Origin of the sequence: Micromonospora sp. SH-82, from assembly GCF_051132485.1 — a bacterium.
Taxonomy (GTDB): Bacteria; Actinomycetota; Actinomycetes; order Mycobacteriales; family Micromonosporaceae; genus Micromonospora.
Window position 1 is genome coordinate 4,833,107 of the sequence record NZ_CP148049.1, and the last position, 25,254, is coordinate 4,858,360.

Genomic DNA, 25,254 nt, shown 5'->3' on the forward strand with positions numbered 1-25,254 from the left:
GTCAACGGCCCGCCGCGGCGTGCCGGACCAGACGGCGGGCCTCCCCGGCCGGTGTACCGGTGGCCCGGAGCAGGTCGTTGGCGATGGTGCGCAGCTGGGACACCACGATGGTGCCGGAGAAGCCGATCTCCTGTCGGCACGCCGCCCCGGCCTCCCGCACCGCCCGCAGCACCCGCTCGCGGGCACCCACCGGCTCCTTCCCGGCGAGGAACTCCCGGTGCAGCAGCCGGACGGCCTCCCCGAAGTGTTCGACCGCCGCCGGCAGGTCGGGCGGCACCGGTTCGTCGTCGCGCAGGGTGGTCTGGATCCGGCGGACCAGCGTGCGACTGTTGCGGAACGCCCGGTCCATGTGGCCCACCCCCTCCCGGTACGCGGCCAGGGTCCGGCGGCGACGCCAGCGCACCGGCGACAGGCGCACCACCTCCTCGGCGGCGTTGACCACCTCGGCGAGCCGACGCAGTTCCGGTTCACTGGCCCGCATCCGCGTCAACACCTGCTCGACCATCGTCGCGTCGGCACGGGCCAGGGCCTCGGCCGAGGCGGTCATCTCCCGGGCGAACAGGTCGAGCGCGTGGTCGGCGACCCGGCGTACCGTCCGCAACGGGTTCAGGGGCACCAGGACCAGCACCACGAAGAGTCCGATCCCCCCACCGACCAGGGCGTTTATCGTCCGGGGAAGTTCCGGGCCGGGTGCGGCCGGGGTGAGCGTGGCGATCAGCACGGCGGTACCGCCGGCCTGGGTGGTCAACGCCCCGGTGCCCCGGACCAGGGTGGCCAGCGCGATGGCGGTGAAGACGATCACCCCGAGCTGCCACGGCCCGGTGCCCACGAGGAAGACCAGCAGGTCCCCCACGGCGATGCCGAGCACCACGCCGACGACCAGCTCCACGGTCCGGCGGGTCCGGTTTCCCAGGGCGGCGGCGATGACACCGACGGCGGCCGCCGGGGCGAACGTCGGCTCCGGGTTGTCCAACACCTGCGCGGCGACCACCCAGGCCAGGGTGGCGGCGGCACCGGCCTGGACGGCCACGATGAGGTACGTCTGCAACCGCCGGTAGCCGTCCCGACCGACGGACCGGACCCGGCCGCCCCACCGGTCCGTCGCCGTCACCGTCTCCGCCCTGGTCGCCATGGGCGGGGATACCCGCCGGGCAGGCCGGGGAACCCGGCACCCGACGGCTGGGCCGACCGGCTCAGACGGGGTGGGCCATGGCGGTGGCCAGCGCGACCGTCCCGGGCAGCCTGGTGTCCTGCCGCAGGAACTGCACCACCAGGGGCACCGACGAGCGCAGGACGCAGCCGTACGGCCGGTCGAGCCGGACCGCCTCCGGGTCGATCAGGTCGTTGATCCGTACGTGCCGGATCCGCCGGGCACCCACCCGGATCCGGTACGGGCCGACCGGCTCGGCGTCCTCGTAGTAGATCTCCAGGCTCACCTCGGCCTCGGCGTCGGCCGCGTTGAGCAGGCAGACCTGGTCGAAGCCGGTGAACTGGGGTTCGGGCCCGTTGCTGGGGCACGGGAGGTGACCGCCGGGCACCACCCAGGTCCGCGCGCCGAGATCGGCCATCACGCCTCCTCCAGCAGGGTGGCCAGGTCGGCGCTGAGGAACACCCCGTCCGGGTCGAGCCGCCGACGCAGTCGTTGGAAGTCGTCCCACCGGGGATAGAGCGGACGCAGCTCCCGGGCGGTCAGCCAGTGCTTCTTGCCCCAGTGCGGTCGGCCGCCGTACTGCCTGAAGACCGCCTCCATGTCCCGGAAGTAGTCCTCGTACGGCAGGTCGACGTTCTGCAGGCAGGCGATCGTCATGGTGGCCCGGCCGTAGGCGTTGCTCAGCCAGATGTCGTCGGCGGCGATCGTCCGGACCAGGACCCGCCAGCCGACCACCCGCCGGTGCCGTTGCATGATCCGTCGACGGACCTCGGCGAAACAGGCCGCGAAGGCCTCGACGGGCAGCATGTACTCGATCTCCTCGAACCGCAGGTCCCGGCTGCGGGGGATGGTGTGGTGGGTCGGTCCCACCTCGACGTCGCGCAGCCGGCCGTCGGCCTGGCTCTGCGTCACGTACCAGCCCTGCCGGTCCGCCCCCTCCTCGTCGGCCCGGTTCATGGTCCGGACCTGCGTCTGGTCGCTGCGCGGATACCAGTAGAAGTCCATGTTCCGGTTGGTGTGCTGAAGTTCGGCCAGGTGGTCGAGGGTCCAGGCCAGCGGCGCGCACCAGGCCCGGCGACGCAGCTCGTACCGGGGTTGGACGTCCAGGGTGACCTGGGTGATCACGCCCAACGCGCCGAGCGAGAGCCGGGCCGCCGGCAGCAGGTCGGCGTTGACGTCGCGCCCGATGTCCAACGTCTGCCCGGTGCCGGTGACCAGTCGAAGTCCGACCAGTTGGGTGGCGAGGTTACCGAACCGGACACCGGTGCCGTGGGTACCGGTGGCTGTCGCCCCGGCGATCGACTGGTAGTCGACGTCACCGAGGTTGTCCATCGCCAGGCCCGCGTCGTAGAGCCCCTCCCCCAGCGCCTTCAACTTCGTACCGGCCCAGGCGGTGGCGAGGTCCCCGTCGTCGGAGATCACCCCGGCCATCCGGTCCAGGTTGAGCAGGATCCCGTCGGTACGCACCAGCGGGCTCGACGAGTGCCCCGACCCGACCGGCCGGATGGTCCGGCCCGACTCCCGGGCCCGTGACACCAGGGCACGGACCTCGTCCTCGTCGGCCGCCTCGACGTACTCGGCCGGGGTGAACGACAGGCTGCGGGACCAGTTCACGAACGGTCGGGTCACCTCGTGTCCTCCCTCGCCCGGGGGCTGCGGCGGTCTACCCCGGCAGACCCCCGGTATGCGCCCGGGAGGTCGTCGTCACCACCGCAGCGCGTGTCCACCCGGTTTCCGGCTTCCCCGGGTGGGGAAGGGTGGTATGGCCCCGGACCGCCGTTGACCTGGGCGGACAGGGGATCCGACGAGCAGGGGAGTTCATGCCGAACCACGACGTTGCCCCGCCCGCCCCGGTGACCGCGCCCGAGGCCGGCTTCCCACCCATCGACTCGTACGCCTTCCTCTCCGACACCCACACCGCCGCCCTCGTCGCACCGGACGGCGCGGTCGAGTGGTTCTGCGTACCCCGCTTCGACGGGGACGCGGTCTTCGCCCGGCTGCTCGACCGCGACGTCGGTGGGTACTTCTCGCTGACTGTCACCGGGTCGCCGCCGCCGCAACGGCGGTACCTGCCCGACACCCTCGTCCTGGAGAGCCGGTACCCCGGGCCGGACGGTACCGCCCTGGTCCGGGACTTCCTCGCCGTCTCCCCCGGTGACGCGGAACAGCCGATCCACGCCGGCAAGGTCCTCGTCCGTGAGGTCCGGGTGGAGCGGGGTTCGGTGCGGCTGGCCGCCCGACTCACCCCCCGCCCCGCCTACGGGGCCCGGTCGACCGGGTGGCGGCAGGCCGACGGACGCTGGTACGCCACCGACGCGCCGCTGTGGCTCACCGGGGACGTCCCGTTCGACGTCGACGGCGGATCGTTGCACGCCGAGGTCGAACTCACCGAGGGGCAGACGGCCACGTTCCTGCTCGGCTACCGCGACGAGCCGGCGCAGGCCGGGGAGGCCGGGGCCGACCCGACGACCGAGGACACGCGACGGCTGTTCGACCAGACCTGTGCGACCTGGCGGGAGTGGTCGGACCGCAGCGACTACACCGGGTTCGCCGCCGAGGCGGTCCGGCGCAGCGCCCTAGTCCTGCGGGGGTTGTCCTTCGACGAGACCGGGGCGTTGATCGCCGCGCCCACCACCTCCCTGCCGGAGGAGATCGGTGGGGTCCGCAACTGGGACTACCGCTACACCTGGCACCGGGACTCGGCGCTGCTGCTGCTGTCGCTGTTCCGGCTCGGCCACGCCGAGGAGGGCCGCCGGTACCTCCGCTTCCTGCTCGAGATCTGCTCCGGTCAGCAGGAGCTGCTGGCCCCGCTGATCGGCATCGACGGCACCACCGACGAGGAGACGGAACTGGAGCACCTCGGCGGGTACGCGGGCTCCCGACCCGTACGCGTCGGCAACGGGGCCGCCGGGCAGATCCAGTTCGACACGTACGGGCACATCCTGGACGCGGCCCTGGCCTACCACCAGCTCACCGGGGAGCTGACCGGCGACCAGTGGCGGTTGCTGCGGCGGCACGTGGAGATCCTGGCCGCCCGGTGGCAGGAGCCCGACCACGGGATCTGGGAGATCCGGGGCCCGGTCCGGCACCACGTCAACTCGAAGGTGATGAGCTGGGTGTGCCTGGACCGGGGCATCCGCCTCGCCGAACTCCTCGGCGACGACACCGCCCCGGTGCAGCAGTGGCGCGAGGCCCGCGACGAGCTGCACGCCGAGGTCCTCGACCGCGGCTACGACCCGGAGGTGGGCGGCTTCGTCATCGCCTACGACCTGCCCGAGCCGGACGCCTCCCTGCTGCGGATGCCGCTCGTCGGGTTCCTGCCCGCCGACGACCCCCGGATGCTGTCCACCATCGAGTTCATCCAGCGGGAACTGTCCGTCGCCCCGGCCCTGATCCGTCGCTACACCGCCGACGACGGGCTGCCCGGTGAGGAGGGGGCGTTCCTGCTCTGCTCCTTCGAGTTGGTCTCCGCGCTCGCCCTGGCCGGTCGGCGGGAGGAGGCCGGCAAGCTCTTCGACCAGCTCACCGAGCTGTCCGGCCCGCTGGGCCTGTACTCCGAGGAGATGGCCCCGGACGGGACGGCGCTGGGCAACTACCCGCAGGCCTTCACCCACCTGGCGCTGATCGAGGCCGCCCTGAATCTGGACGTGGCAGGTGACCGGGACGCCCTGCACGACTGGGCCGAGCGCTCGGAGGCACCCCGGCAGTGAACCGGGTCGGTGCCGCGACCCACCCGGACGAGGTCGGTCGCGGCACCGGACGGTCGGTTAGGATCGTCGCCGGCGCAGACCTGCGCGACAGCACGGGAACGAGGGAGAGCACGATGGTGCCGGGGGACGACGACATCTCGGGGTGAGCCGCCCCGCCGCCCGGCCCGTGCCGGGGCGGCCTGTCTCGTCATGAGTCCGCCACCTGACCGGGGCACCGGTCCGTGCCCCGGATCCTGTCCGGAAAGTGTCTCCCGATGTCCGAGAACTGCATCGTCTGTACGAACCTGTCCTTCTCCTGGCCGGACGGCACTGCGGTGCTCACCGACCTGTCCTTCACAGTGCCCGCCGGGCGTACCGGTCTGGTCGCCCCGAACGGGGCCGGCAAGACCACACTGCTCCGGCTGATCGCCGGTGAACTCACCCCGACCGCCGGGGCGGTGACGGTCGACGGGGTGCTCGCCTACCTGCCCCAGAACCTGCCGCTCACCGGTGACCTGACCGTCGCCCGGGTGCTCGGGATCGACGCGACCCTCACCGCCCTACGGGCCATCGAGGCCGGTGACCCGGCCGAGGAACACTTCACCGCCGTCGGCGACGACTGGAACGTCGAGGAGCGCAGCCGCGCCGAACTCGACCGGCTCGGCCTGGGCGACGTCACACTGGACCGACGCCTGCACACCCTCAGCGGCGGGCAGGTCGTCTCCCTCGGGCTGGCCGCGCAGTTCCTCGCCCGACCCGACGTGCTGCTGCTCGACGAGCCCACCAACAACCTCGACGCCGACGCCCGGCAACGCCTCCACGCGGTGCTGACGGAGTGGCCCGGCTGCCTGCTGCTGGTCAGCCACGACCGGGAACTGTTGGACCGGATGGACCGGATCGCCGAACTCGACAGGGGTGAGGTCCGACTCTTCGGCGGCAACTTCACCGCCTACCAGGAGGCCACCCACCTGGCCCAGGAGGCGGCGCTGCGGTCGGTGCGCAGCGCCGAGCAGGAGGTCCGGCGGGAGAAGCGGGAGATGCAGCAGGCCCGGGAACGGGCCGACCGGCGGGCGGGCAACGCCGCCCGCAACCTCGGCGACGCCGGGCTGGCCCGGATCGTCGCCGGTGGCCTCAAACGCAGAGCCCAGGAGTCGGCCGGTCGGGCCCAGCAGGCACACGCCGACCGGGTCGGGGACGCCCGGTCCCGCCTGGACGAGGCGAGCCGGGCGCTGCGGGAGGACCAGACGTTGAGCCTGGAGCTGCCGGACACCCTGGTCCCCGCCGGGCGGACAGTCGTGACCGCCGAACGAGTGCAGGTCCACCACGGCGACCGGGCGGTCTTCGCCGGCGGAGATGTCGACCTCGACGTACGGGGGCCGGAGCGGATCGCCCTCGTCGGCCCCAACGGGGCGGGCAAGTCCACCCTCCTGCGCCTGTTGCACGGGGACCTCACCCCCGACGACGGGCGGGTACGCCGGGCCGACGGACGGGTGGCGTACCTGTCGCAGCGGCTGGACCTGCTCGACCCGGAGCGGACCGTCGCCGAGAACCTCGCCGGGTACGCCCCGGACCGGCCCCAGGCCGAACGGTTGACCCTGCTGGCCCGGTTCCTGTTCCGGGGTGCCCGGGCCCACCTGCCGGTCGACGCCCTCTCCGGTGGTGAACTGCTACGCGCCACCCTCGCCTGTGTCCTGTACGCCCGACCGGCCCCGCACCTGCTGCTGCTCGACGAGCCGACGAACAACCTCGACCTGACCAGCGTGGGCCAACTGGTCGGCGCGCTCGACGCGTACCGGGGGGCGTTCGTGGTGGTCAGCCACGACCGGCGGTTCCTCGCCGACATCGGGGTCCGGCGGTGGCTCCGGCTCGACGACGCCGGGCTCAGGGAGATCCCGCCACCCGGACAGGACTGACCCCCGCCCGCCCCCGCCGACCGGCCCACCGCGGCGGGGGTGGGCGGTCGACGACCCGACGCCGACCAGGCGATCATGGCCGCTACCATCCTCGCGTGCCGACAGCGATCGGGCCGGACGGCCGGCGGAACCTGCTCGACGTCCTCCTCGACGCCGCCGACCGCACCCCCGACCAGGTGATCGTCCACGTCCGGGAGGACGGCACCGAACGTACCGTCGGATTCCGGGAACTGCGCGACGAGTCGTTGCGGGTGGCGGGTGGGCTGCGGGCGGCCGGGACCGCCCCGGGGACCCCGGCGCTGATCCTCGCCGACGCCGGGGACGACTTCCAGCCGCTGTTCTGGGGTGCTCTCGCCGCCGGGCTGATCCCGGTCCCGATGCCGCCCGAGCCACACCGGGTCCGGGCGGTCCGGGACCTCCTGACCGACGCGGTGGTGCTGACCGACGACGCCACCACCACCGCCGTCGAGGGGGTTCCCGGTCCGGTGCTGCGCCTGTCCGCGCTGCGGGCCGGCACCCCCCTGGACGACCTGCCCGACCCCGCCCCCGACGAGGTGGCGTTCCTCCAGTTCTCCTCGGGAAGCACCGGAACGCCCCGGGGAGTGGAGCTGACCCACGCCAACGTCCTGGCCAACCTGGAGCAGGCCCGGGTGGCCAGCGGGTGCGGCCCGGACGACGTGATCGTCACCTGGATGCCGTTCTTCCACGACATGGGGTTGATCGGCACCCACCTCACCCCGCTCGCTGTCGGGTTCAAACAGGTCCGCATCCCCCCGCTGGCCTTCGCCAAGCGCCCCGCGCTGTGGTTCACCACCGCCGACAGGCACCGGGCGACGATGCTGTCGGCGGCGAACTTCGCCCTGGCCATGGCGGTACGACGGGTGCCGTCGGCGACCCTGGCCGGGCTCGACCTGAGCTCCGTGCGGTGTGCCGTCGTCGGGGCCGAACCGATCTCACCGACGGTGTGGCGGTCGTTCGTGGCGCACACCCGACCGGCGGGGCTCGACCCGGCCGCCCTGCGCCCGGTCTACGGACTGGCCGAGGCGACCCTCGCGGTGACCTTCCCCCCGCCGGGTGAGGTGGCCGTCCCGCTGGTCCTGGACCGGGACGCCCTCAGCCGGGGACGGGCCGAACCGACCGACCCCGGGCCGCACGCCGTCGAGCTGATGGACGTGGGACACCCGGTGCCCGGCTGCACCGTCCGGATCGTCGACGACGACGGGCGACCGGTGGGCGAGCACCGGGTGGGCCAGATCGAGGTACGCGGCCCGAACGTGGCCCGGGGCTACCACCTGGCACCCCAGGCCAGCCGGGACACCTTCTCCGACGGCTGGCTGCGCACCGGTGACCTGGGTTTCCTGCGCCACGGAAGGCTCTGCGTCACCGGGCGGGCCAAGGACGTCGTCTTCGTCAACGGCCGGACCTTCCACGCCTCCGACCTGGAGCGGGTGGCCGCCGCCACCCCCGGGCTGCCGGGAGAGGTGACGGTGGTGGTCGGCTGCACCGACCCGGACACCGGTGGGGAACGGATCGTGGTGTTCGTCCCGTGGGCCCGACCACCGGCCGGGGTGGTCGCCGCCCTCGACGCCGTCCGGGCCCGGGTCGCGGAGGCCTCCGGGCACGACGAGGTACGGGTGTTGCCGCTGCCCCCGGGTGCCTTCGCCCGGACGACCAGCGGGAAGCTGCGGCGACGGCGGATGCGGGACCGGTACCTGGCCGGGGACTTCGCCGACCGGGAGCGACGGTGGTGCCCACCCCGGACCGTCCCCACCGCCGGAGCCGACGGTGCCCGACCGTCCGTCGGCGACCCCACCCGGATGCCCCGCCGGGAACTCGAGGACGTCATCAGGGGGGTGTGGGCCCGGGTCCTGGGACGGCCCGCCGCCGCCATCGGCCCGGACGACAGGTTCCCGGCCATCGGCGGATCGTCGTTGAAGGCGATGGAGGTCCTCGCCGGGTTGGAGGACGCCCTGGGCGCCACGGTGGACCCGGCGGACCTGCGGGACTGCCCCACCGTCCCGGCGCTGGCCGACCGGCTCGCCGCCGGGCCGGCCACCCACCCCACCCGGTCGGTGCCGGTCGTCGCCGGTGACCGCCGGGACACATCCGTGGCGGTGATCGGGATGGCCTGCCGGTTCCCCGGCGCCGACACCCCGGAGGAGTTCTGGCGGCGCCTGGTCGACGGTGTCGACGACGTCGGTCCGGTGCCCCGCCACCGGTGGACCCCGCAGGGGGACGTCGACCGGTGGGGGTCCTTCCTCGACGATCCGATGCTCTTCGACGCCGGGTTCTTCGGTCTCACCGACACCGAGGCCCGCCTCACCGACCCGCACGCCCGGCTGTTCCTGGAGGTCGGGTACGAGGCCCTGGAACGCGCCGGGTACGCCGGTCCCCGACGCCACGGCCGTCGGGTCGGCGTCTTCGCCGCCGTCGGCGAGAGCGCGTACCCGGAGCTCCTGGCCGGGCAGGGACCGGTCACCGGGGCGGGCGCGTTGACGGGGAACCTCCGCAACCTCGTACCGGCCCGGTTGGCGCAGGCCCTGGACCTGACCGGACCGGCGGTGGCGGTGGACACCGCCTGCTCCTCGGCCCTGGTCGCCCTGCACCTGGCCATCCGGAGCCTGGCCGACGGCGAGTGCGACGTCGCGGTGGTCGGCGGGGTCAACCTCAACCTCACCGAGACCGGATACCGGCTCCTCGACGCCGCCGAGGCGCTCTCCCCCACCGGACGGTGCCGGGCCTTCGACGCCGCCGCCGACGGGTTCGTCCCCGGTGAGGGCGGTGCCGCCCTGGTACTGCGCCGGGCCGCCGACGCGCGGGCCGCCGGGGATCCGGTCCTGGCCCTGGTGGCAGGCACCGCCGTCGGCAACGACGGTCGGTCGCTGAGCCTGCTCGCGCCGAACCCGCACCGGCAGTGGGAGGTGATCGCGCGGGCGTACCGGGACGCCGGGGTCGACCCCGCGTCGGTCTCCTACGTGGAGGCCCACGGCACCGGCACCGGCATCGGCGACCCGGTCGAGGTGCGGTCCCTGGCGGCGGCGTTCCCCCCGCCCACGGACGGGACACCGCGCCGGTTGGGATCGGTCAAGACCAACCTCGGACACCTGCTCAACGCGGCCGGGATGCCGGCCCTGGTGAAGGTGGTCCTCGCCCTGCGACACCGGCACCTGCCACCGTCGCTGCACCACACCCGGCCCTCGTCCCGGTTCGACCTCGACGCGGCCGGTCTCACAGTGGTCACCGAGGCCCACCGGTGGACCGCACCCGGCCCGCTGGTCGCCGGGGTGAACGGGTTCGGGTTCGGCGGCACCAACGCCCACGCCATCCTCCAGGAGGCACCGGCCACCCCACCGGTCCCCGACGCCGGTGGGGCGGGATGCCACCTGGCCACCGTCAGCGCCCACTCGGCGTCCGCGCTGCGGCGGGCGGCCCGGGACCTCGCCGGGCACCTGCGCGCCCACCCCGACCTCACCGAGGCCGACGTCTGCGCCGCCGCCGGCACGGCCCGCGACGACGCCCCGTACCGGCTGTCGGTGGTCGCCGCCGGGGACCTGGCCGACCGGCTGGACGACGCCGCGTCGACGGTGGTCGGGACGGCGGTCGGCCGCCGACCCCGGATCGTGCTGCTCTTCCCTGACGACGGCACCGCGATCCCGGCGACCCTCGTCCGGGACCTGCACGACAGCCTGCCCGTCTTCCGGGACCTCCTGGTCGCCGCCGACGCGGCCGCCGGTCCGGTAGCGGGGCACCCGCTGCTCTCCTGGTGCCTGGGGACCACCCCGTCCGGGGCGGACCACGACCTGCGGGTGGCCGGGCCGGTCGCCGTCGCCGTCGGACTCGCCCTGGCCGGTCAGCTCGCCGCCTGGGGGGTCCGGCCCGACGCGGTCCTCGGGTACGGCCCGGGGGCGCTGGCCGCCGAAGCCACGGGTGGGGACCTGACCCCCGCCGAGGCGGTCCGGCACGCGGTGGCCCGGTCCGGTGAGGCACCCGACGAGGCGGGGTTCCGGTCGGCGCTGCACCGGCACCTCACCGACGGGCACGACACCCTGGTGCCGCTCTGGACGGTGGGCCGCCTCGGCGATCTGCTGGACGGGTCGGTGGCCCCCGCCGGCCCGGTGCGGGTGGTGACGGTGCTCGCCCCGACCGGGTCGGACACCGGCTCGACCGGTCACCCCGGCACCCGCCGGCTGTTGGCGGCCGTCGGGCGGCTCTGGGTGGCGGGAGGCCCCCTGGACCGGGCCGCCCTGTACGGCCCCCGGCGGCGGGTCCCCGTCCCCACGTACCCGTTCCAGCGTCGGTCGTACGGGCCACCCGGGACTGCCGTACCCCTGCACGTGGTGGTCTGGGAGGACGCCCCGGAGAGCACCGGGGGTCTACCGACCCGGGTCCGGCTCCGGGGTCCCGGGGTCGGCGGTGCCGTCGCCACCGGGCTCGCCGACGCCCTCACCGCCCACGGCGTCGAGGTGCAGGTCGCCCCGGCGGGGTCGGGACCCGTCGACGACGCGGATCCTCCACAGGTGACGGTCCTGCTCACCGGGGCGGCGGTGGACCCGCCGGACCTGGCCGGTTTCGACGCCGCCGTGGCCGACCAGGTGGACGCCTTCCGTGACCTGCTCGACGCCCCACCCGGTCGGGTCCTGGTGGTCACCGAGGACGCGCAGGTCACCGGGGCGACGGACCGACCCCGACCGATCCAGGCGGTGCTGACCGGGTTGACCGCCGCCCTGGGCGACGAACGTCCCGACCTGCTCACCCGGACCGTCGACCTGGCCGGCCGGGACGACGTGACGGTCCGGGTCCGGTCCCTGTGCCGGGAACTGTCCGACCTCACTGTCGACGGGGTCGACGCCACCACCGGCCCGGTCGCGGGGATCGGAGTGGCCTGGCGGGCCGGACGTCGACTGGTCCGGCACCTGGTCCCGGCCCCGGACGACGGCGACCGCGACGCCGCACCGGCCGCCGGGGCGGGGGTCCACGTGATCGTCGGGGGCGGAGGCGGGATCGGAGCCGAGCTGGCCCGTACCCTCGCCGGTCGGGGCGCGCCCACACTGGTCCTGGTCGGACGGTCGGACGGGGCCCCGGAGGGCCTGGTGGCCGAGTTGACGGCGTCGGGGGCGACGGCGTCGTACCACAGGTGTGACGTGACGGTCCCGGACGACGTCGACCGGCTCCTGCGTGCCCTGCCCCGGGTGGACACCGTCTTCCAGGCCGCCGGGGTCGTCCGGCTCGGCACCCTGGCGGGCAAGTCCGCCAAGGACGTCCTCGCCGTCCTGGCCCCGAAGGTCCGGGGCAGCCACCTGCTGGCCGAGGCGTTGCACCGGTACGGACACCACCGGGCGGCCCTCGTCGGGTTCTCCTCGGTCAGCGCGGTCCTGCCCGGCCTGGCCGGTGCGATGGGCGACTACGCGGCGGCCAACGCCTTCCTCGACGCCTTCGCCGCCGCGCACCGGGCCGCCGGTCGGCCCTTCCAGGCGGTCGGTCTCGCAGCGGTCGGCGGGACGGGGATGGCGGCGCGGGCCGGTGCCGGGACGGCCGGTCCCGCCCCGATGGACGTCCAGACGGCGCTACGGGCCCTCGACGCGGCCCGCCGGGTCGACGCCGCCCACCTGGTCGTCGCGGACCTCCGCCCCGGACCGTCCCGGACCGCCTCGAAAGGCGGCGGGACGTCCCGACCGGGACCGGCCGGGACGCCCCAGACCCCGGCCCCGGCCCCGGCCCCGGCGTCGGCTTCGGCTTCGGCTTCGGCTTCGGCTTCGGCTTCGGCTTCGGCGGGCATCGTCGCCCGGGCGACCGGGGTTGCCCCGGACGTCGGGGAGCTGGCGGACCTGCTGCGCCGGCTCCTCGCCGAACCGCTGCACCGCAGGCCCGACCAGATCGCCGACGACGTCTCGTTCCTGGCCCTCGGGTTGGACTCCCTGGCCGCCGTCGACCTGGTCAAACGGCTTGAGGACGAACTCGGCCGGGACCTGCCGGTCACCCTCTTCTTCGAGTACACCACAGTCGCCGGACTGGCCGCCCACCTCGCGGCGGACCCCGGCACCGGGAGACCGACGCCCACCCCGACCGGGTCACCTGCGGTCGCGCGACCCGTACCGGTGGCGGCCGGTGCACCGTTCCCGTTGACCTCCGTCCAACGGGCGTTCCACGTCAACGAGCGGCTGCACCCGGACGTCGCCAGCTACGCCTTCGTCAGGCAGACGGTCACCGGGCCCCTCGACCCGGACCTGCTCGGTCGGGCCCTGGCCCGGCTCGCCGTCGACCATCCCATGCTCCGGGTCCGGTTCGTCCCCGACCCGTCCACCGGGAGCCCCTGCCAGGTGGTGACGCCCCCACCCGCCGACCCGACCGAGCCCCCGGACTGGTTCCGGGTCCACCCCCACCCCGGCCCGCCTGCCGCCATCGAGGAACAGCTCTGCAACACCCCGATCGACCCGACCCGGGAACCACCGCTGCGGGCGGTGCTCGTCCCCGACGGCCCGAACCGGTCCCACCTGCTGCTGGTCCTGCACCACGCCGCCGGGGACGGGTTCAGCCTCAACCTGCTCGGCGAGGAGCTGTGGGCCGGGTACACCGCCCTGACCCGGGGCCGCCACCGACCGTCGCCGCCGTCCACCGCCGACTTCGGCGAGTACGCCCACCGCGTCCCGCCCCCCACCGAGGAGGACCTGGCGTACTGGCGGGACACCCTCACCGGCCCGGGGTGGACGCTGCGGCTGCCGTACGACGGGGACCCGGGGGCGCTGCCCGCACCGCCGTACGCGTCGCACCTCGGTGAGCTGGACGCGGACCTGGTGGCCCGGTTGCGTGACCGGGCCGCCGACGCCGGGGTCTCCCTGTTCCACCTGCTCCTCGCCGGGTACGTCCGGTGCCTGGCCCGGTGGAGCGGACAGCGGACCGTGCCGGTCAACGTGGCGCGGGCCGGTCGGGACGCCCGACTGCCCGGGATCGAACGGATCGTCGGCCCCTTCGCCGACGCCCTTCCCCTCCTGGTCGACGTGGACCCGGCGGAACCGGGCGGGCACCTCGCCGACCGGATCCGCGAGGCGTGGTCGGCCGCGCAGCGCCGGGGCACCGTGTCCAGCCTCGACCTGGCCCGACTGCTCGGCCACGGCGGCGGGGACGGCCCCCGTACCGCGAGTCCCGCCGGGTTCAGCTTCGCCCGGTTCCCGGTCACCACCGACCCCGACTGTCCGGTCACCGTCGCCCCGACGGCGGCCGGGTCGGCGTCGGCCGCCACCCGGCTCAGTCTCCTGTGCTGGGAGTCCGGGTCGACCCTGCGGCTGTCCTGGAACTTCCCGGTCCGGCTGTTCCGCCGGGAGACGGTGGCCCGCCTCGCCGCCGACCACCACCGGGTCCTCGTCGACCTGGCCACCGACGGCCCCGTGGCGGACCTTCCCCGGCCGCGAACGGTCGACCACGCCGGGACGTCCGGGTCCGACGGCGGGGACGTCACGGCCCGGATCCGTACCGTCTGTCGACGCACCCCGGACGCGGTGGCGGTGGACCACGACGGTGCGACGCTGACCTACCGGGACCTCGACGCCGCCGCCGACCGGGTGGCCGCGCACCTCACCACCAACGGGGTACGTCCCCGAGACCGGGTCGCCTGCTGACAGCCCCCGGACCGGCGACCGTGGTCGGGGTGGTCGGGATCCTGCGTACCGGGGCGGCCTGGGTGCCGCTGGACGCCGGACACCCCCCGGCCCGCCTCGACGACCACCTCCTCCGGGCCGGTGCCCGGGTGGTGCTGCACGACGACGAGTCCGCCCCCGTCGCGGCCCGCCTCGACGCGGCGACCCGTCCGGTCGGGTTCGACGGGGGAACCCGTCAGGTCCGGTTCGACGGGGAGACCGGTCCGGCCGGGGACGACGGCAGCGTGCCGGTCGGGGTCGGGGTGCCTCCGCCCGACCCGGAGGAGACCGCGTACGTGATCTTCACGTCCGGTTCGACGGGACGGCCGAAGGGCGTACCCGTCACCCACAGGTCGATGCGCAACTACCTCGACTGGGCGGTCACCACCTTCGGCTACCGCCCCGGGGACCGGCTGGCCCAGACCTCGTCGATCTGCTTCGACGCGTCGGTACGACAGCTCCTGGCCCCGCTGCTGGTCGGCGCGACGGTGGTCACCGTCGGGTGGTCCCTGCGTCGGGACCCCGAGGCGCTGCTGACCCGACTGGAACGCGGCCGGGTCACGGTGTGGAGTTCGGTGCCGACCCTGTGGGAGCGGATCCTGCGGGCCGCCGAGGAGCGGACCGCCCGCGACGGGACACCCCCCGACCTGGGCGGGCTGCGCTGGGTCCACGTCGGCGGCGAGGAGCTCTCCCCGGTCCCGGTACGCCGCTGGTTCGACCTGTTCGGCGACGGCTGCCGGATCACCAACCTGTACGGCCCCACCGAGGCCACCGTCAACGCCACCTGGCACCTGATCGACAGCCGACCCGACGACGCGGTGCGTCGGCTCCCGATCGGCAGCCCGGTCGGCGGGGCGCAGGTGCACGTCGTCGACCCGGACGGGGCGGTCTGCCCGCCCGGCGTCGCCGGTGAGCTCTACCTCGGCGGGGTCGGTCTGACCCCCGGCTACCTGGACGAACCGGAGCTGACCCGGGCCGCCTTCGTCGACCTCGACGGGGAACGGTTCTACCGCAGTGGTGACCGGGGACGGGTCACCCCCGACGGGGTCCTGGAGTTCCTCGGCCGCCTCGACGACCAGGTGAAGATCCACGGGTACCGGCTGGAACCGGGCGAGATCGAGGCGACCCTGCGGACCCACCCGGAGGTGGCCGGGGCGGTGGTGCTGCACCAGGCCGAGCCGCACCCCCGGCTGCACGCCTTCGTCCTGCCCGCCCCGCAGACCGCCCCGACGGTGGCCGGGCTGCGGGCGTACCTGGGCGACAGGCTGCCGGAGCAGTTGGTCCCGGCCCGACTGCACCTGGTCGACGACCTGCCGACGACCCCCACCGGCAAGGTCGACCGGGACCGCCTCCGGGCGTACGCCGGGTTCGGTCCGACCGCCGCCCCCACCGGACAGAACGCCACCGGCGAGACCGACACCGGCACCGACACCGAGACGGCGGTGGCCCGGATCTGGGGCGACCTGCTCGGCCTGCCGGGCATCGGCAGGGACGAGGACTTCTTCGCCCTCGGCGGAGACTCCATCCTGGTCCTGGAGGTCTCCGCCCGGGTGCGGGAGCTGTTCCCGCACGCCCCGGGTCCGGCAGTCCTCTACCGGCACCGAACCCTACGCACCCTGGCCGCCGCCATCGACGCCGCCGCCGCCGAGGCCGCCGTCGGACCGTCGACGGGCCGCTCCGATCCGGCTCCGGGTCCCGGTGGCGGCGACGCGGGGGACCCGGGTCCGCCGTGCCCGGTGACCCCCACCCAACGGGGGTTCCTCCTCGCCGACGCCATCGACCCCGGGGCGGGAACCGCCTGGCTGGCCCGGCTGCGGCTGCGGGGCCGCCTCCGGCGCGACGTCTTCCAACGCGCCGTCGACCTCCTCGTCGCCCGGCACCCGATGCTGCGTACCGTCTTCCCCGCCGGGGTCCGTCCCCCGGTCCAGCAGGAGCTGCCCGCCTCACTGCGGCTCCCGGTCGGGTACGAGGTCCTCCCCCACCCCGACGCCCTGGCCGCCCGGGTCGCCCAGGAACGCGACCGGGCGTTCGAACCGTGGGCCTGGCCGCTGCTGCGGCTGCGCCTGCTGGCCGTCTCCCCCGACGAGCACGTGCTCCTGGTCCACGCCCACCACCTCGTCGGCGACGGATACAGCGCGGCCCTGCTCGGCCGGGAACTCCTCACCACCTACCACCGGCTCAGCGGCGGTCGCGACGACGAACCGCCGCCGCTGCGTACCCACTTCCGGGAGTACGTGGCGCTCCTGGCCCGCCGCGCCGCCGATCCGCCCGATCCGGCCGCCCACACCTGGTGGTCGGAGCGGTTCGGCACCCCGTACCGGGCACCGGTGCTGCGGGCCGGGGAGCACCGGGCCGACGGCACGGCGGCGGACGACACCGGTGGCCGGCCGGAACCCGCGCCCGGCAGCGGCGGCACGCCGGGCCGACAACAGACCGCCCCGACTGTCGGCTTCACCCTCGACACCGGTGTGGTCACCGACCTGCGTCGGCTGGCCGCCGAGGCGGGAACCACACTGCACGCCCCGGTCCTGACCGCGTACCACCGGGCGCTGACCCACCTGACCGGCCAGGACGACCTGGTCGTGGGCCTGGCCCTGACGGGTCGCGACCACGCCCTGCCGGACCTGCACCGGGTCTTCGGACCCTGCGCGACGATGCTGCCGCTGCGGCTGGGCGGCACCGGCGGGTTCGTCGAGCACCTCGCCGGGGTCACCGCCGAGGTCACCGCCGCCCGCCGGTACGACGACCCGCCGTCGATCGCGGCGGCCGTCCCCACCGCCGCCACCGGTGTGCCACTGGGCACCCAGTTCTTCTTCAGCTTCCTGGACTTCGACGCGCTCGGCGTCGCCGCACCACCGGCCGACGGCGGCCCGGGACAGGACGACCATCCCCGACTCGACCTCGACGGGGACGACGAGTCGGAGCTGGCCCCGCCGCCGCTGGGCACCGACCTGTTCCTCACCGCCCGACCCGGACCGGACGGGCTCCGGGTCGTCCTACGCGGGTCCCCCGGCGCCGTCACCCCGGCCGAGTTGGGTCGGATCGCCGACCGGCTCCGCGCCGACCTCACCACGGCAGCCGACCCGGCAGACGACCGACGGACGGCGGGCGACCGACGGACAGCCGACGGCCGACGGACACCGGGCGACCGTCGACCCGGAACCCGGCTCGCCGCAGCCATCGTCGGATACCTGCCCCCACCGGCGCAGCTGGCCGCGATCGCCGGACTGCCCGCCGACGGGCTGCCCCGGGAACACCTGCGCGCCCTGCTCTTCCCCGACGGCCGCCCCCGACTGCTGGAGGAGCTGGACACCCCGCTGGGCGGCTCCGGCTTCGTCTGCCTGCCCCGGTTCGCCGACGAGCTGACCGCCGCCGGGGAACTGCTGGCCGCCGAGGCCGCCGCCGCCGTCGACCTGGCCGCCGGGCTCGGCGCGGACTGCGTGTCCCTGGCCGGGATGATTCCCGCCCGCACCGGCTACGGACTCGGGGTGCTCCGGCGTACCCGCAGCGGGGTCGCGGTGACCACCGGCCACGCCGCCACGGTCGTCTCGGTGGCCCTGGCCGTGGAGGCAGCGGTGGCCGCGACCGGGCGGGGACTCGCCGGGCGCACCGTCGCGGTGGTCGGCCTCGGGTCGATCGGTTTCTCCGCACTGCGGCTGCTGCTGGCCCGCACCCAGGGTCCACCGGCACGGCTGGTGCTCTGCGACGTGCCCGGTGCCGCACCCCGGCTGGCGGCGCACGCCGCCCGGCTGCGCGCCGACGGGTTCGCCGCGACGATCGAGGTCTGCCCCTCCGCACCGGGGATCGCCGCCGCCGGTTACCAGGCGGATCTGATCGTGGCGGCGACCAGCGCCGCCACCGAGCCGATCGACGTCGACAGGCTGCGCCCCGGGACGGTGGTGGTGGACGACTCGTTCCCCGCCGCGCTGGACACCGGTCGGGCGTGGGACCGGATGCGGCGGCGACGCGACGTCCTGGTGGTCGGCGGCGGGCTGCTGCACGTCGGGGACACCCACAGCCACGTGCCGACGGACCTGCCCCCGGCGGCGGTCGCCGGACACGCGAGCGCCCTCGGACTGCCCGGCACCATCGCCTCCTGCCGACTGGAGTCGCTGCTGTGGGCGGCCACCCCGGGGCTGCCGCTGGTGCACGGTCTGGTCGCCGAGGAGGCGGCGACGGCGTACGCGACGGCGCTGGCCGGGGCCGGCGTCACCGCCGCGCCGCTGCACCTGGTGCACCACGTGATCGAGCCGGACCTGCCCGGGGCGCTACCCGGGTAGGCCGTTCGTCCATCCCCGGTACGGCGATCGTCCGGCCTGGATGTGTCCGGTCGTCGCCGATCGTGATCATCCGAACAGGACAGTGCCTCCGGTCGGCTGTCCATCATGGTCATCCACACCGCTATCGTGGGCGAGCGCTCGACGCCCGTCTTTCGAGGAATGCCCCCATGCGTGTGCTCGCCGTACCTGTTCAGATCGACGCGTTGTGGCTTCCCACCGAACGGAACGTCACCGGCCCCGCCGTCGACTTCAGCCGCCTCCCGTACGTGGACGCCACCACCGGACGCGACGTCAACCCGGATCAGCCGTACCTGAGCGACGCTTTGCTCCGGACCCCCTTCGAGGAGGGGTTCACGCTCCCGGCCGGCGTCCATCTCCACTGGTCGCTTCCGGACGCCCTGACCCGGGTGGTCCACGGCGAGGAGCCACCCCGGGTCCCCGACCGGTGGCTGGTCACCCGTACCGACCCGGACGGTGGCCGGACCCGGTGGGTGGTGGAGAGCGACGCCCTCGCCGACACCGGCGACGCTGTCGGGTACCCGCTGTCGCCCGACGATCCCCCCGGCCCGACCGGTCGCCCCTACCGACGGCTGGGACGCACCCTGCCCCTCGTCGAGTGGCCCGGCCCCGACACCGACCGGGTGGCCCGACTGACCGCGCTCGGCTACGGGGAACCGACCTTCGCCGCCGGCTACCCCGACTCGTACAGCGTCTTCGGGTTCTTCGACCCCGACCACCCGACCCGCCCCCCGGCCGGAACCCGCTACGACCTGCTCGGGTTCTACTCCCGTACGGACTTCGACGAGCTGGCCAGGGTCCTGCGCGCCGACGACGTCGCCCCCTGGTCCGACCGGATCACCGACCGGCTCGGCTGGGCGACGCCCCCGGTCGACGGCGCGCCCCCGCAGCGGATGGTCTGCGTCGGCCGGTTGACCTTCGACGAGCAGGGCGTCACCACGGCGCCGCCCGGGAACGAGGGGACCGGGGTCCGGCTCGCCGACACCGCCACCGAGGCCCTCGCCGGTCACCTCGGCGCGGTACTGCCCGGTGTCACCGCCGACGAGATGGAACGGCTCCTGGAGGCGCTCGACCACGCCGACGAACTGGAAGCCGCCGCCCTGGACCTACCGATCCGGCTCGCCGAGGCCCGACACACCACGGCGTTCACCCCGGTCCCCGCCGGTCTGCGCTGGACGGTCCGCCCCCAGGACGCACCCCCGGACACCGACGCCGCCGCGCTGGTCGCCGCCGCCCCCGAACGGGGTGCCACCGTCGCCGCCCGGGAACGCGCCGACCTTCCCGCCGAGCTGGGTGACCTGCTGGTCGCGCTGAACGAGGCGCAGGCCGACCACGACCGGGCGCGGGCCGACGTCGACGGGGCGCGTCGACGTCTCTTCGCCGACTGGCACCGCTACCTGATCTGTGCGTACCCCCCGCCGGAGGAGACGCACGACTACCCCGATCCGGACCTGGTCGCGCAGTACCTGCGGCGGCAGATGGCCGACCTCGACGGGTCGGTCGCCGAGACCGGCGAGTTCCCGCCCACCGGACCGGGCGACACCCTGGCCCACCGGCTCCTGGCCGCCCGACGCGCCGTGGAACAGGTGGTGGACGCGGTCAACGCCACGGTCCCGGCCGGGCTCGGATACCGGTTGCAGCACCTGCCCGAGGCACCGTACTTCCTGCCGAACGAGCCGGTGGTGCTGGTCACCGGGGCGGCGGCCACCCCGTCGGACCGGTACGGCCGCGACGACGAGCACCCCGGCGGGGTCCTGCCGACCACCGCGCTGGAGCTGCCGGAGCCCACCGACCCGGCGACCCTGGCCGAGGCCGGCGACCGGATCGAGGCCCACCTGGACACCCTCGCCGAACCGCATCCGGCGCTGCGCCGCTGGACCGGCCAGCCGTGGCACCCGGTCCTGCTGCACTGGGAGGTGGAGTTCCTCCCGGTCAGCGCCGGCACGAACCTCGGTCCACACGGGCGCGACTACGACCCCGGCTTCGTGGAGGCCAACTACCGGCTGCACCCCGACGAGGTGGAGTTGACCCCCCGCCCCGGCCGGGCGGTCACCGACACGGCGGCCACCAGCTACACCGGGACGACGGTGCTCTCCTCGGCCGCCCGTCCGGTGCTCTCCACCCGGATCCTGCGGTACCTGGCGGGTGAGCCGTTGCGCCGCTACAACGAGGCACGCCGGGCCGCCGGAGCCGACCCGGTCAGCCCCGAGCAGGCCCGGCTCGACCCCGACCCGCTGCTGCGCTGGTGTGCCGACCAGACCGACGACCCACGGGTACGCACCCTCGCCGCCGCGTACGCCCACCTGGCGACGTACGAGAGCAGCAACCTCGCGCAGAGCCTCGGCGGGTTCAACGACGCCCTGGTCATGCGTCGACTGACCCGCCAACTGCCGATCGCCGACCCGCTCGGGTTCCCCGCCGACCAGGAGCTGGCCGCGCAGGTCCGGGACCGGGTCGGGGACCAGAACCGGCAGGCACCGGTGCCGCTGGCGGACTTCAACCCGATCCGGGCCGGTCTGCTGCACCTGAACCGACTCCGCATCGTCGACAACTTCGGCGTCGGACACGACGTACCCGTCGACCGGCTCGCCACCGCGACCCCGCTGCGCGACGACGAACGGCCGGGACGGGTGGCGATGCCACCCCGGCTGGCCGCCCCGGCCCGCCTGCGGCTGCGGTTGCTCGACGCCGAGAACGACCGGCCGTGCAGCGGGCTGGTGGAGTCCTCCCCGGTCTGCGGCTGGCTGCTCCCCGACGTCCTCGACGACGGGCTACGGGTCCACGCCGCCTCCGGGCAGTGGCTCGGCACCCTCTATCCGACGTCCGACCCGCACCGGCCGGAGCTGGCGCTGTGGCAGGCGGCCCCGAGCACCGGGGTGCCCGCCGTCGAAGAGATCGACAACCCACGGCTGCGGGCCGTCGTCTCCCGACTGCGCCGGTACGGTCCCACCCGCTTCGGTGACCTCCTCGGCGGCCTCGACGACGCGTTGGACGTGGTGGAGCCCGAAGGGGCCGACACCCACCTGCTCCGGGCCCGACTGACCGGCCGCCCCGTCGCGGTGGTGCGACTTACCGTCGGGTTGGACCTGCTCGGCCCGCCCCCGATCCACCAGGACTGGAACGTGTTCCGCGAGGACCTCGACCGGGCCGGTCGGGAGACGAACGACCTTCCCCTGGTCCGGTTCCCGGTCCGCATCGGGGAACACGGCCGGCTCGGCGACGGAGTGCTGGGATTCTGGCGGCACCTGCCGGACGGGACCCTGGACGCCGACTACCACGACGTCCCGGCGACGGCCGACGACCCGCCGCTGCGGCTGGCCTTCGGGCTGCCCGACGAGACCCTGACGGTCCTGCTCGAACCCGCCGGGGCGATCCACGCCACCACCGGGGTCCTGCCCACCGTCTCGGTCCGTCTCGACACCGCCCACCACCACGACGCGCTGGCCCGCCTGGAGACCGGTTTCCTGGTCGCCCCGGTGCTGACCGACGCCGCCGGGATCGGTCTCGCCCTGCCCAGCGAGTCGGGGCGGCGCTGGACCTGGCGGGAACGCGACGCCACAGGCTGGACCGAGACCGAGGACCCGCCCGGCCCGCAGGCCGGGTTCCCCACCGACCTGACAGCCCGTGAGGGTTGGCTCGCCCTGCGCACCCCACCCGCACCCACCCGATGAACCACCACCCGGGCCCTACCGCCGGATCGAGGAAGACACCGATGCCGCAGATCACCCTGCACCTCTCGCTGGAACAGACGAACACCGTCCTGGAGGCGCTCGGGCAACTGCCGTACGTGCGGGTGTTCGGTCTGATCGAGACGATCGGCCAGCAGGCCGGCGCTCAGCTGCACCAGCCCGGCACCACCCCCGACGTGCCGCAGTCCCCGCCCGGAACGACCCCCACCGAGGTGACGGCGTGAGCGAGCGGGGCGAGCGAACCATCGTTGTCGGTACTCACGCCGACGCCGAGCGAAGCGAGGTGACGGCGTGAGCGAGCGAATGTTGCTGCACTGGTGGCTCGACGACCTGGCGGGGGGACGGACTGTGGTCGGCACCCCCACCACCCGGACCACCGGTCGGGTGGAGGGGTCGCCGGTGGTCCGGCCCGACGAGCGGTTCGGCAGCTGCCTGGAGTTGGGTGGCGACCCGGACGCTGTCGTCAGCGAGACGGCGCTGTCCGCGGCGGTCACCGCCCAGGTCTGGGTACGGGTCGCCCCGATGCCCGCCGACACGGCGGGGGTCCTGTTCGGGCAGGCCGACGGCTTCACGTTGTGGCTGCTCGGCGACGGTCGTCTCGTCCACCAGCTCACCACCACCGACGGGCACGTCAAGCACGACGCCCCACCGGGGACGCTGCCGTTCGGCGAGTGGCATCACGTGGCGGTGACCAGCGACGACACGGCAGCCCGGGTCCTGGTCGACGGGGTGGTGGTGGCCGAGACCCCGCTGCCCGGTCCGGTCCGTCCCGTGCCGGCCCCGTTCACGCTCGGCCGGGACCCGGACACCTCAGGTGGGCATCTGGCCCTGTCGGCGGCCCAGCTCCGGGTCCACGACGGCACCCGCTCGGCGGAGGAGATCCGCCGGGACATGGCGGCGGGGCAGGCGGTCCGGCCGTCGTTCGTCCGTACCCACCCCCTCGCCTTCGCGCTCGTCGACGCCGACGAGCAACCGGTGCTCCGGATCGACGACGCCCCGGCAGGGCAGACCCTCACCCTCCGGCTGACCAACTCGTCCCGGCACGACCTGGTCCTGTCCCCCGGGGTCGGGCCGGTCTCGGCGCAGGACCACCACCTGGCGTTGCGGTTCCGGGCCGGGGTGCTGGCCGCCGGGTCCACCCCGGCCCTGTCGGTCCCGGGCTGGACCCTGGCCACCGACGCCGACCTGACCACCTGCTTCCTGCGCGCGCCGGAGGCCACCACCATCGCCGCCGGGCGGAGCATCGAACTGCCGTTGACCGGGATGCGCGCCGACGCGGCCGGCGGCACCCGGGGCAGCCGGGTGGAGTTGGGCTACCGACGCCTCGGGTACGTCGGTGAGCCGACCGAGCTGACCGGTTCCCGGCACCAGGTGCTGGAGATCGTCAACCACCGGGGTCGTCCCGACGTACCCCTGCATCTGGGGCTGGTCGGTGGCGACCGGGTGCTCAGCGACGGCAGCGCCGCCGGCACCCTGCGGCTGCGGGTGGCGAACCTGTCCCGGGACGTCGCCGTACCGCTCTGCGGGGCGGACGGGACGGCCCCGACGGAGCTGGTGCTCTCCTTCGAGGTGCAGGGATCCGGGGAGTCCCGGGACTGGGCGTTGACCGACGCCGGTACGGCCGGGGCGGTGGGCCTGGCCGTGAACGACCCGGCCGGTGGCGGTTGGCAGGTCCGACGTGAGCCGCTCGGGCAGCGCGCGGAGTGGATCCTGGTCCCGGACACCGACACAGCTCTGTCCCCGGGCGGCTGGTTGGAGCTGACCCTCACCGAGGTGCACGGTCTGGTCGGCCCGGGACGGGCACCGGTGCGGTTGGCGTACCGCAACGTTCCCGGCTTCCTCGACGGGGTCCTCGCCGTCGAGGTGGAGCGCGCGCCGTTGGTCTTCGCCGGTCGCGCGGCGGGGCTGGGCACCGTGACGCCCGAGGCCCGGCTCCACGTCGTGGACCACGACGGCGACGGTAACGGCGGCAGTGTGATCGTCGGGCCGACCCACCAGCCGAACCTGCGCCTCGGGTACGACAGCACGTACGCGTGGGTGCAGTCGCACGGCAGCGCCCCCCTGGCGATCAACCCGGTCGGCAACAACGTCGGGGTCGGGACCACAATCGCGGGGTCCCGGTTGACCGTCCAGGCCGTCACCGACCACCTCCAGCTGCGGCGGGAGGCGCAGACCGGGGGCCGGCCGGTGTTCCTGGAGCTGTTCCAGGCGGCGACGGCGGCGGACGTCGGCGTCCACCCCGGCATCCGGTTCCACCACTCCGGCAGGTTCTGCCACCGGATCGAGGCCCGCCCCGAGGGCATCGCGTTCACCGACGACGGGTCGGCGAGTCTCATCGACGTGCACGCTGCGGTGGCGCACGCCACCGAGGTGCGCGCGACCCGGGTTCGGGCCACCCAGTTCGTGGCCACCGCCGGCTCCGACCACCTCCAGCTGCGCCGGGAGGAGCAGACCGGCGGTGGGGTGCTGTTCCTGGAGCTGTTCCAGGCCCAGACACCCGACGGCGTCGACGTCCACCCCAGCATCCGGTTCCACCACTCCCACCGGTTCTGGCACCGCATCGAGGGCCGCCCCGAGGGGTTCACGTTCAAGGAGGGCGCCTCCGACGGGCTCGTCGACGTGCACGCCGCGCGCGGAAACTTCCAGGCGCTGACTGTGGACGGGGTCTCCATCGGCGCGCACGAGCTACGCGCCCTGTTGCGCCTGGCCGCCGGGCAGTTGGAGTTCGACCTCTACAACGTCTACCAGGACGAGTACGCCTACGCCGCGGACTTCAGCCCCTTCGACGGCGACCGGCGACACGTCTTCACCTGGCGTCGCAAGGGTCAGCAGGTCAGCCAGGGCCGCTGGCGGATCGCCTTCCCGAGCTGAACGACGAGGACAG

10 protein-coding genes are annotated in these 25,254 nt (G+C 74.7%); 7 read left to right on the forward strand and 3 right to left on the reverse strand.

Translation table 11 applies throughout. From position 1 onward, the window contains the following. Window position 1: 1 nt before the first annotated feature. The 3 genes from WHN02_RS21300 to WHN02_RS21310 form a co-directional block, all read right to left on the reverse strand. Window positions 2-1,132, reverse strand: coding sequence for an FUSC family protein (locus WHN02_RS21300; protein WP_434740464.1), 1,131 nt, complete (start codon window positions 1,130-1,132; stop codon window positions 2-4). A 61-nt stretch (window positions 1,133-1,193) separates the two neighbouring features. Then, complete coding sequence (locus WHN02_RS21305; RefSeq protein WP_434740465.1) at window positions 1,194-1,568, reverse strand: sensory rhodopsin transducer; 375 nt, start codon at window positions 1,566-1,568, stop codon at window positions 1,194-1,196. Beyond that, entirely contained in the window at window positions 1,568-2,779 is a 1,212-nt protein-coding gene (locus tag WHN02_RS21310) for a D-arabinono-1,4-lactone oxidase (protein ID WP_434740466.1), read from the reverse strand. The genes WHN02_RS21305 and WHN02_RS21310 overlap by 1 nt, the downstream gene beginning before the upstream one ends. 191 nt (window positions 2,780-2,970) lie before the next feature. Here WHN02_RS21310 and WHN02_RS21315 point away from each other — a divergent pair, with 191 nt between their 5' ends. The 7 genes from WHN02_RS21315 (at window position 2,971) to WHN02_RS21345 (ending at window position 25,241) form a co-directional block, all read left to right on the forward strand. Next, the gene (locus WHN02_RS21315) at window positions 2,971-4,860 is read left to right on the forward strand and encodes a glycoside hydrolase family 15 protein (protein ID WP_434740467.1); all 1,890 of its coding nucleotides are present in this window, start codon (window positions 2,971-2,973) and stop codon (window positions 4,858-4,860) included. A gap of 254 nt (window positions 4,861-5,114) precedes the next feature. Further along, entirely contained in the window at window positions 5,115-6,752 is a 1,638-nt protein-coding gene (locus WHN02_RS21320; RefSeq protein ID WP_434740468.1) for an ABC-F family ATP-binding cassette domain-containing protein, read from the forward strand. A gap of 95 nt (window positions 6,753-6,847) precedes the next feature. Further along, a complete protein-coding gene (locus WHN02_RS21325; RefSeq protein WP_434740469.1) occupies window positions 6,848-14,365 on the forward strand; it encodes an SDR family NAD(P)-dependent oxidoreductase in 7,518 nt (2,505 codons plus the stop codon). A gap of 29 nt (window positions 14,366-14,394) precedes the next feature. Beyond that, window positions 14,395-18,663: an amino acid adenylation domain-containing protein gene (locus WHN02_RS21330; RefSeq protein ID WP_434740470.1), complete on the forward strand. Its 4,269-nt coding sequence runs from the start codon at window positions 14,395-14,397 to the stop codon at window positions 18,661-18,663. A 167-nt stretch (window positions 18,664-18,830) separates the two neighbouring features. After that, the gene (locus WHN02_RS21335; RefSeq protein ID WP_434740471.1) at window positions 18,831-22,352 is read left to right on the forward strand and encodes a hypothetical protein; all 3,522 of its coding nucleotides are present in this window, start codon (window positions 18,831-18,833) and stop codon (window positions 22,350-22,352) included. A gap of 41 nt (window positions 22,353-22,393) precedes the next feature. Further along, complete coding sequence (locus WHN02_RS21340) at window positions 22,394-22,594, forward strand: hypothetical protein (RefSeq protein ID WP_434740472.1); 201 nt, start codon at window positions 22,394-22,396, stop codon at window positions 22,592-22,594. A 67-nt stretch (window positions 22,595-22,661) separates the two neighbouring features. Further along, window positions 22,662-25,241 carry a LamG-like jellyroll fold domain-containing protein gene (locus WHN02_RS21345; RefSeq protein ID WP_434740473.1) on the forward strand — a complete coding sequence of 860 codons (2,580 nt, stop codon included), beginning with the start codon at window positions 22,662-22,664 and terminating at the stop codon, window positions 25,239-25,241. Window positions 25,242-25,254: the final 13 nt, after the last annotated feature.

Bases quoted from the DNA above. Each gene is read 5' to 3' on its own strand.
- WHN02_RS21300 (WP_434740464.1), bottom strand. From the start codon at position 1,132: ATGGCGACCAGGGCGGAGACGGTGACGGCGACGGACCGGTGGGGCGGC.
- WHN02_RS21305 (WP_434740465.1), bottom strand. From the start codon at position 1,568: ATGGCCGATCTCGGCGCGCGGACCTGGGTGGTGCCCGGCGGTCACCTC.
- WHN02_RS21315 (WP_434740467.1), top strand. From the start codon at position 2,971: ATGCCGAACCACGACGTTGCCCCGCCCGCCCCGGTGACCGCGCCCGAG.
- WHN02_RS21320 (WP_434740468.1), top strand. From the start codon at position 5,115: ATGTCCGAGAACTGCATCGTCTGTACGAACCTGTCCTTCTCCTGGCCG.
- WHN02_RS21335 (WP_434740471.1), top strand. From the start codon at position 18,831: ATGCGTGTGCTCGCCGTACCTGTTCAGATCGACGCGTTGTGGCTTCCC.
- WHN02_RS21340 (WP_434740472.1), top strand. From the start codon at position 22,394: ATGCCGCAGATCACCCTGCACCTCTCGCTGGAACAGACGAACACCGTC.